11 protein-coding genes are annotated in these 10,041 nt (G+C 70.5%); 3 read left to right on the top strand and 8 right to left on the bottom strand.

The window, feature by feature from the left end; all coding sequences use genetic code 11:
* Window positions 1-295: 295 nt before the first annotated feature.
* The 6 genes from ACFY32_RS30965 to ychF form a co-directional block, all read right to left on the bottom strand.
* The gene (locus ACFY32_RS30965) at window positions 296-466 is read right to left on the bottom strand and encodes a hypothetical protein (protein ID WP_390676036.1); all 171 of its coding nucleotides are present in this window, start codon (window positions 464-466) and stop codon (window positions 296-298) included.
* Window positions 467-626: 160 nt separating this feature from the next.
* Window positions 627-1,507 (bottom strand): IS5 family transposase gene (locus tag ACFY32_RS30960; protein ID WP_390676035.1). Its coding sequence is split into 2 segments (ribosomal slippage): window positions 627-1,147 and window positions 1,147-1,507, totalling 882 coding nucleotides; the frame shifts between segments, so codons are not numbered across the junction.
* 29 nt (window positions 1,508-1,536) lie between these two features.
* A complete protein-coding gene (locus tag ACFY32_RS30955) occupies window positions 1,537-2,343 on the bottom strand; it encodes a helix-turn-helix domain-containing protein (protein WP_390676034.1) in 807 nt (268 codons plus the stop codon).
* Complete coding sequence (locus ACFY32_RS30950; protein WP_390676033.1) at window positions 2,340-2,885, bottom strand: DUF6879 family protein; 546 nt, start codon at window positions 2,883-2,885, stop codon at window positions 2,340-2,342. The genes ACFY32_RS30955 and ACFY32_RS30950 overlap by 4 nt, the downstream gene beginning before the upstream one ends.
* Window positions 2,869-3,003 (bottom strand): hypothetical protein, encoded by a 135-nt coding sequence (locus tag ACFY32_RS30945; protein WP_390676032.1) that lies wholly within the window; start codon window positions 3,001-3,003, stop codon window positions 2,869-2,871. The genes ACFY32_RS30950 and ACFY32_RS30945 overlap by 17 nt, the downstream gene beginning before the upstream one ends.
* A gap of 247 nt (window positions 3,004-3,250) precedes the next feature.
* A complete protein-coding gene (gene ychF, locus ACFY32_RS30940) occupies window positions 3,251-4,339 on the bottom strand; it encodes a redox-regulated ATPase YchF (protein ID WP_359196903.1) in 1,089 nt (362 codons plus the stop codon).
* 164 nt (window positions 4,340-4,503) lie between these two features.
* Here ychF and ACFY32_RS30935 point away from each other — a divergent pair, with 164 nt between their 5' ends.
* A complete protein-coding gene (locus ACFY32_RS30935; protein WP_359196906.1) occupies window positions 4,504-5,046 on the top strand; it encodes a DUF6542 domain-containing protein in 543 nt (180 codons plus the stop codon).
* Window positions 5,047-5,284: 238 nt separating this feature from the next.
* Here the strand turns inward: ACFY32_RS30935 and ppgK are convergent, their stop codons facing one another.
* Together ppgK and ACFY32_RS30925 are read right to left on the bottom strand one after the other, a co-directional pair.
* On the bottom strand, window positions 5,285-6,040 hold the full coding sequence (ppgK, locus tag ACFY32_RS30930; protein WP_390676031.1) for a polyphosphate--glucose phosphotransferase: 756 nt from the start codon (window positions 6,038-6,040) through the stop codon (window positions 5,285-5,287).
* 29 nt (window positions 6,041-6,069) lie between these two features.
* Entirely contained in the window at window positions 6,070-7,086 is a 1,017-nt protein-coding gene (locus ACFY32_RS30925; RefSeq protein ID WP_390676030.1) for a 4-hydroxy-3-methylbut-2-enyl diphosphate reductase, read from the bottom strand.
* Window positions 7,087-7,178: 92 nt separating this feature from the next.
* Here ACFY32_RS30925 and ACFY32_RS30920 point away from each other — a divergent pair, with 92 nt between their 5' ends.
* Together ACFY32_RS30920 and xseA are read left to right on the top strand one after the other, a co-directional pair.
* On the top strand, window positions 7,179-8,543 hold the full coding sequence (locus tag ACFY32_RS30920) for an APC family permease (RefSeq protein ID WP_359196915.1): 1,365 nt from the start codon (window positions 7,179-7,181) through the stop codon (window positions 8,541-8,543).
* A gap of 282 nt (window positions 8,544-8,825) precedes the next feature.
* Window positions 8,826-10,034: an exodeoxyribonuclease VII large subunit gene (gene xseA / locus ACFY32_RS30915; RefSeq protein WP_390676029.1), complete on the top strand. Its 1,209-nt coding sequence runs from the start codon at window positions 8,826-8,828 to the stop codon at window positions 10,032-10,034.
* Window positions 10,035-10,041 lie beyond the last annotated feature (7 nt).

Genomic DNA, 10,041 nt, shown 5'->3' with positions numbered 1-10,041 from the left:
CCGACCCCAAGCCCTACATCTGGACCAGAACCGCGGACGAGATCCTCGAACGCCTCGCCAGCTATTTACGCAGGATTCCTGACTCAGAAGACTAGAGCGAACGATGTGCACACCCGCCTGAATCCCTCGTGGCCGGTGCGTCCCGTGTGCCCCATGCACTCGATGTCCACGGCCGCCCCGTCCTCGGAAGGCGTCGCCGACCAGTCGCAGCGGAGGCACTCGGCCTCGAACGTCACGTCGGTGTCTGGGTGCTGGGTGATCCGATGCGTGACGTACCGCAGCACAGTGCGGGGCATTACTCGCCCCCGTGCGCGTCCCGCAGGTGTGCGCGCAGGGTCACGTTCATGTCGGACACCTTGGAGTAGTCCCAGACCGACCCGGCGTTGGCCCGTTGTACCGCGAGGCCGAGGCAGTCCTGGCAGCCCGGAACGGGTTCCGGCCGTGCCGGCGGTAGGGAAGAAGCCACCGGCTCCGACAGCGTCGACGGTTCTCCGTGCATCTCGTATGCCTCCCCGCATCTCGTCGAGAAGGCCATGGTCAGCCGGTCCGAGGGGCCGAAGCTAGGGCGTTTCCCGTTCGCGCAAGAACGTGTCCCGGATGCCCTCGACTAAGTTCTGTCCGGCGGATCACTGACGGAGCCAGAGTCGAATCGCTGCGGCGGTGACGGTGCCGTGGAAGACGTAGGCCCTTTTGTCGTAACGCGTCGCGACCGCGCGGGAGTTCTTGAGCCGGTTGATGGTCCGCTCGACCTCGTTGCGTCGCCGATAGCGTTCGCGGTCGAAGCCGGCAGGCCTGCCCCCGTCGCTGCCCTTGCGGCGGCGGTTGGCCCGCTGGTCCTTCGGTTCCGGGATCGTGTGCCGGATGTCGCGTCTTCGCAGGTAGCGGCGGTTTCGGCGAGAGCTGTATGCCTTGTCGCCGCTGACGTGGTCCGGCCGGGTCCGGGGCCTTCCGCCCAGTGGCCGCGGAACTCGGATCCGGTTAAGGACCTCGATCATCTGCGGTGCGTCGCCCCACTGTCCCGGCGTGAGCAGGAGGGACATGGGGCGGCAGCCGCCTTCGCTGGCGAGGTGGATCTTGCAGGTCAGGCCGCCCCGGGACCGTCCGAGTCCCTCGTCGGGGCGGTGGTGCCGGGGCGTCGTCCTTTTTTCGGGACCCGCGGCTTGGCCTTGCGAGCCCCGGCCGCGTGCTGATGGGCTCGGCAGGACGTTGAGTCGACCCCGACCATCGACCAGTCGACCTGCCCCGCCAGGTCGGCGTCGGCCTGGACCGAATGCAGGATCCGGTCCCAGGTGCCGTCCGCCGACCATCGGCGATGCCGTTCGTAGACGGTCTTCCACGAGCCGTAGCGTTCCGGCAGATCACGCCACGGGACACCGGTTCGGATCCGGAACAGGATCCCGTTGACCACGGTGCGGTGATCGTTCCACCGGCCGCCCCGGCCACCCAGAGGTGGCAGATGCGGTTCCAGCAACGACCACTCGCGATTCGTCAGATCCCCCCGACCCATGACCGGCCAACGAGCGACCAGTCAGAGGGTCACATGATCCGCCGGACAGAACCTAGGTCGCGCATTGCGTCCCCGGCAAGGGACACGGAGGCGAAGCGGTCGAACTTCTCGACGTACAGGGAGACGTCCCGTGGGTCGGTGACGACCACCTCGGCGTGTGTCGTCTCGACTGTCACCATACGGTCATCCCGGGTGACGAAGGAGTGACCGGGCACGTAGCGCTGCGGCGCGTCGAGGGGGACCACGCGCACGTCCACGTTCGGCAGGCGGGACACCGACACGATGCGGTCCAGCTGGCCCGCCATCATCGCGGGCGGAAGGAGACGCCAGCGCAGGACGGGTTCCGTAACCACGAAGTGCAGGGCTTTGCTGGTGTCGTACAGGACGCGTTGCCGCTCGATCCGGGCGGAGACCGTACGGGAGAGCTGTTCGTCCGTGAGGCCCTTCGGCTCCAACACTGCCCGGATGTACTCGGGCGTCTGGAGCAGACCGGGAACCAGGGACGGCTGGAAGAGGCGCAGGAGCGTCATCGAGGACTCCAACGCCCTGATCTGCTCCTGCTTCTTGTGGTAGCCCATCCGCCGAAAGAGGCGCCATGCGGTTGCCTCTGTGGCCTGTGCGCGGGCTACAGCGAGGTACTCGGCCTTGATCTCCGGGGACACGTCCAAAGCCGTGAGGATACGTTCCACGTCCGCCGTCGCCGGGGCGACACGGCCGTCCTCGATCTTCGACAGCTTGGCGGTCGACATGACTGCGCTGCGGGCGACGACCTTGGCCTCCTTGCCGGACGCCTGCCGCAGCGCCCGCAGCGCGGCACCGAGTTCTGCCTGATTCACGCTGCTCCGTGCTTCCCCCACCACTCGGTGAAGGGCACCGACATGGCCACGGCGACGCTTCGATACGTCGCGTACTCGGACTCCTCGCCCGTGGGCAACGCCCCCGGTGCCGGGACGAACGTCGGCCCGGTGAACGCGCCGTTCTCGTCGTAGTTGAGCACCACAGGCTCGCGGCCGTCGAAGAGCCAGAAATCGGGCACACCCTCCAGCGGATTCGGGCGGTCGGTCGTGTCGAGGATGTGGAACTCCTCACCCGCCGTCATGTTCGTCTGGTAACCCCAGCTCAGCTCGTAGCGGAGGTACGGCGTGAGCGGGCGGGACAGGACGTGGACGCGCACCATGCGCTTACCGCTCTCCGTCGCCTTTCGCACGGTCTCCAGCCAGTCTGCGTTGTAGTCGGCGGGCTTGGTCTCCCCCGTGAGGAAGGCACGGAAGGCGGCAGGGTTACCCGAGTTGCTGTAGTCGTCGAGAGTCTCCAGCCGGAACGCCTCCTCCTGGAAGGTGGAGAAGCGGGCAGCCAGGTCGTTAGATGCGCTGATCACGGATTGCCTTCCGGATGAGGTTCATCGGGATTTCCACCAGGGATTCGCCCTCCGGCACGTCGAGACCGTGTCCCGTCGGCACGCCTCCCTGCACGATCAGGGTTCTCTCGTCGGTCACATACAGGGTGGGACAGTCCCCGTTCTCACAGGAGGTCGATCCCTTCGGCTGTCCTCCCCTCTCCCATCGGAGCCCCAAGTCAGCGCTTCTGAGAGTCGCCGCCAGGGTCAGCACCAAGTCAGCACACGCCCCGGAAACAGCCTGAATCCGCAGGAGAAAACAGGAAGGGGCCAGACCCGATGATCTGGCCCCTGACCTGGGGATTCATGCCCTGACCAGCCGCGTTAGCCGATCAAGGAATCAGGCACTACACGTTGAACCTGAACTCCACCACGTCCCCGTCCTGCATCACGTAGTCCTTGCCCTCCATGCGCGCCTTGCCCTTGGCGCGGGCCTCCGTCACCGAGCCCGTCTCGATCAGGTCGTCGTAGGAGATGACCTCGGCCTTGATGAAGCCCTTCTGGAAGTCGGTGTGGATGACTCCGGCGGCCTCGGGGGCGGTGGCGCCCTTCTTGATGGTCCAGGCGCGGGATTCCTTGGGGCCGGCCGTGAGGTACGTCTGGAGGCCGAGGGTGTTGAAGCCGACGCGGGCGAGGGTGGCCAGGCCGGGTTCCTCGGCGCCGACCGACTCCAGCAGCTCCATCGCGTCCTCCTCGTCCAGCTCGGCGAGGTCCGCCTCCAGCTTGGCGTTGAGGAAGATCGCCTCGGCGGGGGCGACCAGGGCGCGCTGCTCGTTCTTGAAGTCCTCGTCGACCAGCTCGTCCTCGTCCACGTTGAAGACGTAGAGGAAGGGCTTGGTGGTGAGCAGGTGCAGGTCGTGGAGGAGTTCGGCGCGCTCGCCGCCCTGGACGATGCCGTGGGCGAAGAGGGTGTCGCCCTTCTCCAGGATCTCCTTGGCCTCCTCGACGGCCTTGACCTTCGGCGCGATGTCCTTCTTGATCCGGGACTCCTTCTGGAGGCGCGGCAGGACCTTCTCGATGGTCTGGAGGTCGGCGAGGATCAGCTCGGTGTTGATCGTCTCGATGTCGTCCTTGGGCGAGACCTTGCCGTCGACGTGGACGACGTTCTCGTCCTTGAAGGCGCGGATGACCTGGCAGATCGCGTCGGACTCGCGGATGTTCGCCAGGAACTTGTTGCCCAGGCCCTCGCCCTCGGACGCGCCGCGCACGATGCCCGCGATGTCCACGAAGTCGACCGTGGCCGGCAGGACGCGCTCCGACTTGAAGATCTCCGCCAGCTTCGCCAGCCGCGGGTCGGGGACGCCGACCACGCCGACGTTGGGCTCGATGGTGGCGAACGGGTAGTTGGCCGCCAGCACGTCGTTCTTGGTCAGGGCGTTGAACAGGGTCGACTTGCCGACATTCGGCAGGCCGACGATTCCGATCGTGAGCGACACGTTGCGACTTCCCGTACGTGAGATGAGGGCTGGCGGGTGGGCCGATCCACCAGTCTACGGGGTGTGCGGCGGGGATCACGCGGGCAGTCGAACGCTTGGCCAGGCTCCGGCCCTCGGCGTGTCCGAGGCCCGATTCTGCACATTAACCGACCTAAGTTGGACCAGTGGAGCAACACAGGACGCGACCTGCCGAGGACGGAACGCGACGCGGCCGGCCCCCGCTGCCCCCGCAGGCCCGGGGCGGCGCACCGGCCCGCCGGCCGGGCGTGCGGCGCCCCGCCGCGCCCCTGGCGCCGGGGACCGGGCCGAAGCTGCCCAACCCCCGGCTGACCGGGCTGGGCAGCGGCCTGTTCTGCGCGGCGCTGATGTTCGTGCTGGGCTTCCTCGACCAGGCGCTGTTCGGGTCGTCGCGGACGGCGTACGGCGTGCTGTTCCTGCCGGTGTGCGTGCTGACCTCGGTGTGGGTGCGGCGGGGCGATCTGCTCATCGCCCCGATAGCGGTGCCGCTCGCCTTCGCCCTGGGGCTGACCCTCGTCTCCGACGGCGGCGACGGATTCTCCGGCCAGTTGGGCGGCTATGTCACCGCCCTGGCCATGGAGGCCGGCTGGCTGTACGCGGGGACCCTGATCGCCGGGGGGATCGTGCTGGTCCGCCGGGTGCGGATGGTCCGCGGCCGGATCGCCGCGCGGAGCCGTACGGCGGGGTGAGCGCCGGACCCCGGCGGCCCTGGCTCCTGATGAAGGGCCCGAGGACCCCGGCGGCCCTGGCTCCTGATGAAGGGCCCGAGGACCCCGGCGGCCCTGACTCCTGACGAAGGGCCCGAGGACCCCGGGGCCCTGACTCCTGACGAAGGGCCCGAAGACCCCCGGGGGGCCTGGCTCCTGAGGAGGGGCCCGACGGGACCCCGGCGGGCCCGTCGTCCGGGCCCGCCCGCGGCCGTACGCCCTACCCGGCCCGCTCCCCCTCCGCCGCCCGCATCGCGGCGCCGACGATGCCCGCGTTGTTCTGCAACTCGGCCGGGACGATCTCCGCGCGGATGCCCTCCAGGTAGGGCAGGAACTTGTGCGCCTTGCGGCTGACGCCGCCGCCGATGATGAACAGCTCGGGCGAGAACAGCATCTCGACATGGGCGAGGTACTTGCGCACCCGGTGGCCCCAGTGCTCCCAGGACAGGTCGTGGTCCTCCTTGACCTTGCTGGAGGCCCGCCGCTCCGCGTCGTGCCCGTCCAGCTCCAGGTGGCCCAGCTCTGTGTTGGGCACCAGGACGCCGTCGGTGAAGACGGCGCTGCCGATGCCGGTGCCGAAGGTGAGCAGGACGACCGTGCCCTTGCGGCCGCGTCCGGCGCCGAAGTGGGCCTCGGCGACACCGGCCGCGTCCGCGTCGTTGACGACGGTCACCGGCAGGCCGCCCAGGCGGTCGCTGAACAGGGCTCGGGCGTCGGTGTCGATCCAGCTCTTGTCGACGTTGGCCGCCGTACGGATCGTGGCGCCACCGGTGACCACACCGGGGAAGGTGAGTCCGACCGGGCCGGTCCAGCCGAAGTGCTCGACCACCTGCTTCACCCCGTCGGCGACACTCTCGGGGGTCGCCGGATGCGGGGTGAGTACCTTGCAGCGCTCCTCCGCCAAGTCGCCCCTGTCTAGATCTACCGGGGCGCCCTTGATCCCGGAACCGCCGATGTCCACACCGAAGATCTGCATGGCACCACGTTACGGCCCCAGGCCGGCCCTCACGCCTCGGAGGTGCCCGAACCGCCCCGGCCCGCCACCAGGGACGCGGCCTCCTCGCGCAGGTCCCGGCGCAGCTCCTTGGGGAGCGAGAAGGTGATGGACTCCTCGGCGGCCTTGACGATCTCCACGTCCGCGTAACCGCGCCGGGAGAGCCACTCCAGGACCTGCTCGACCAGGACCTCGGGGACGGAGGCGCCGGAGGTGACGCCGACCGTGCTCACGCCGTCCAGCCAGGTCTCGTCGATCTCGTCGGCGAAGTCCACCAGGTAGGCGTCGCGGGCGCCGGCCTGCTTGGCGACCTCGACCAGCCGCTTGGAGTTGGAGGAGTTGCGGGAGCCGACGACGATCACCAGGTCGGCCTCGGCGCCCATCTGCTTCACGGCGAGCTGCCGGTTCTGCGTGGCGTAGCAGATGTCGTCGCTGGGCGGGGAGACGAGCTGCGGGAACTTGTCCTTGAGCGCGTCGACGGTCTCCATGGTCTCGTCCACCGAGAGCGTGGTCTGGGAGAGCCAGACGACCTTGGACGGGTCGCGGACCTCGACCTTGGCGACGTCGCCGGGGCCGTCGACGAGCTGGATGTGGTCGGGGGCCTCACCGGAGGTGCCGATGACCTCCTCGTGGCCCTCGTGGCCGATCAGGAGGATGTCGTAGTCCTCCTGGGCGAAGCGGACCGCTTCCTTGTGGACCTTGGTGACCAGGGGGCAGGTCGCGTCGATGGTGGCGAGCCGGCCGCGCTCGGCCTCCTCGTGGACGACGGGGGCCACGCCGTGCGCGGAGAACATCACGATGTTCCCCGGCGGGACCTCCTCGGTGCGCTCGACGAAGATCGCGCCCTTCTTCTCCAGGGTCTGCACGACGTACTTGTTGTGGACGATCTCGTGCCGGACGTAGACCGGGGCCCCGTACTGCTCCAGGGCTTTCTCGACGGCGATCACGGCGCGGTCCACACCCGCGCAGTAGCCACGGGGGACGGCGAGCAGGACACGGCGGCCAGACGAAGCAGTCATGGCACCCATCGTAAGGCCGCGTTCGGCGGGTCAGAGATCGCGTGCGCCGCGGGTTGCCGGGGAGACTGGCGGGATCGGCACGCGTACGGCTGGGAGGCAGGATGTCCGAGACCGGTACGGCGGTCCGCGGGGACGCCGGACGGCAGGAACTGCGGCGCACGCTCGGCTTCCGGGACCTGGTGGTCTACGGACTGCTGTTCATCGCGCCGATGGCGCCGGTCGGCGTCTTCGGCACGCTGGACGCCAAGTCGCACGGCGCGGTGGCGATGGTCTATCTGATCGCGACGGTGGCGATGGCGTTCACGGCGTTCAGTTACGCGCAGATGGTGCGGGTGGTGCCGCAGGCGGGGTCGGTGTTCGCCTACGCCCGCGCGGGGCTCGGCAAGGGCGCCGGTTTCGTCGCGGGCTGGATGGCGATGCTGGACTACGTCCTGATCCCGGCGGTGGCCTATCTGTTCTCCGGCATCGCGATGAACGAGCTGGTCCCCGGGGTGTCGCGCTGGGTGTGGACGGCGCTGGCGGTGGTCGTGACGACCCTGCTGAACCTGTGGGGGGTACGGGCGGCGGCCCGGGTGGGCTTCGCGGTGCTGGCCATGGAGATCGTGGTGCTGCTGGTCTTCGTGGCCTCGGCGATCGTGGTGCTGGCGCGGGACGGGGCCGAGCGGGGCTGGCTGTCGCCGCTGTCCGGGGACGGCTCGCAGGGCGCGTTCGCGCTGTCGGCGGTGGTCGGGGCGGTGTCGGTGGCGGTGCTGTCGTACCTGGGCTTCGACGCGATCGCGGCGTTCGCGGAGGAGGTCACCGGGGGGTCGGCGAAGGTGGCCAGGGCGCTGCTGTTCTGTCTGGCGCTGGCGGGGGTGCTGTTCGTGGCGCAGACGTATCTGGCGGCCCTGCTGGCGCCGATGTCGTCGGCGGAGCTGGCGGCGGCGCCGGAGGGGCAGGGGTCGGCGTTCTACGACGCGGTGGACACGTCCGTGGGGACGTGGCTGCACGACCTGGTGGCGGTGAGCAAGGCGATCGGGGCGGCGTTCGCGGCGCTGGCCGGGCAGGCGGCGGCCGGGCGGCTGCTGTTCGCGATGGCCCGGGAACGGAGGCTCCCGAAGGTGCTGTCCCGCACGTACGGGGGCGTGCCGCGGGTGGCGCTGCTGGTCGCGGCGGTGATCACGCTGGTCGCGGCGGTGTGGGCGGCGCGGCGGGACGACGGGATGGACCATCTGGTGTCGGTGGTCGACATCGGCGCCCTGACGGCGTTCACGCTGCTGCACGCGAGCGTGGTGGGCTGGTTCGCGGTACGCCGCCGGGAGGGGGCGGTGAGCTGGTGGCGGCATCTGCTGGTCCCCGCGATCGGCGCGGCGATCACGGTCGCCGTGATCGTGGAGGCTTCGGCCGCGGCCCAGGTGGTCGGCCTGATCTGGCTGGCGGTGGGGTTGATCGTCCTGGTGGCCCAGCGCAACCGGGTCGAGGGCTAGGGCCTGTCGCCCGGTGACCTCTGCCGCCCATGGGTGCGTGCCGGGCGCACCGGCAGATGCCCGCGGCGCACGCCCCGCGAGCTGCGCCGGGCCGTTGTCGTCCCGCACGCGCGTGCCGGCGCCGGGCGGGACAGGCCGTGGCGGCCCCATGCGTGCGTGCCGGGGCCGGGCGGGCCCCCGGGGCACGCCCACGCGTGCGTGCCGGGTGTCCGGGCGTCCGGGCCGGTCCCCGGGGCGGCCGCCCCCGGCGTCGTTGTCGGTGGTGGCGACTACGCTCGCGGCATGGCGGTGAACACGAGTCCCGAAGCGGCCCTGCCCGTGGGCGAGGTCTCCCGGCTGATCGGGGGCTGGATCGACCGGCTCGGCGCGGTGTGGGTCGAGGGGCAGATCACGCAGCTCTCCCGGCGGCCCGGCGCCGGCGTGGTGTTCCTGACGCTGCGCGATCCGTCGTACGACATCTCCGTGAGCGTCACCTGCTTCCGGCAGGTGTTCGACGCGGTGGCCGACGTGGTCGGCGAGGGCGCCCGCGTCGTCGTGCACGCCAAGCCGGAGTGGTACGCGCCGCGCGGCCAGTTGTCGCTGCGCGCCGCCGAGATCCGCCCGGTCGGGGTCGGTGAGCTGCTCGCCAGGCTGGAGCAGCTCAAGAAGGCCCTCGCCCGGGAGGGCCTGTTCGCGCCGGAGCGCAAGAAGCCGCTGCCGTTCCTGCCGCGCCTGGTCGGCCTGGTGTGCGGGCGCGCCTCGGCGGCCGAGCGGGACGTGCTGGAGAACGCCCGGCACCGGTGGCCCGCCGTCCGCTTCGAGGTGCGCAACGTCGCCGTGCAGGGCGTGCACGCCGTGCCGCAGGTCATCCAGGCCGTGCAGGAGCTGGACGCGATGGACGAGGTGGATGTGATCGTCGTGGCGCGCGGCGGCGGCAGCGTGGAGGACCTGCTGCCGTTCTCCGACGAGCAGGTGGTGCGGACGGTGGCCGAGTGCCGTACGCCCGTGGTGTCCGCGATCGGCCACGAGCCCGACAACCCCCTCCTCGACCACGTGGCCGACCTGCGGGCGTCCACGCCGACCGACGCGGCGAAGAAGGTCGTCCCGGACGTCGGCGAGGAGTACGAGCGGGTGCGGCTGCTGCGGGACCGGGCGCGGCGGTGCGTGGAGGCTTTCGTGGAGCGGGAGGAGCGGGGGCTGGCCCACGCGCTGGCCCGCCCCTCGATAGAGGACCCGCACCGGATGGTCGGGGAGCGGGCCGAGCAGGTGGCCGCGCTGCTCGACCGGAGCCGGCGGACCCTCCGGCACCACCTGGACCGGGCCGACTCGGAGCTGACGCACACGCACGCCCGCGTGGTGGCCCTCTCCCCCGCCGCGACCCTGAAGCGGGGCTACGCGGTGCTCCAGCGGGCCGACGGCCACGCCGTCCGGGACCCCGCCGAGGTCACGCCGGGCGAGGCGCTGCGCGCCCGGGTCGCCGAGGGCGATTTCTCCGTGTCGGTCGACGCATAGGGTGAGG

It is taken from the genome of Streptomyces sp. NPDC000134 (genome assembly GCF_042899225.1).
Lineage (GTDB): Bacteria > Actinomycetota > Actinomycetes > Streptomycetales > Streptomycetaceae > Streptomyces.
The sequence above is the reverse complement of the archived record's forward strand: the minus strand, read 5'-3'. Positions and strand labels throughout refer to the sequence as shown.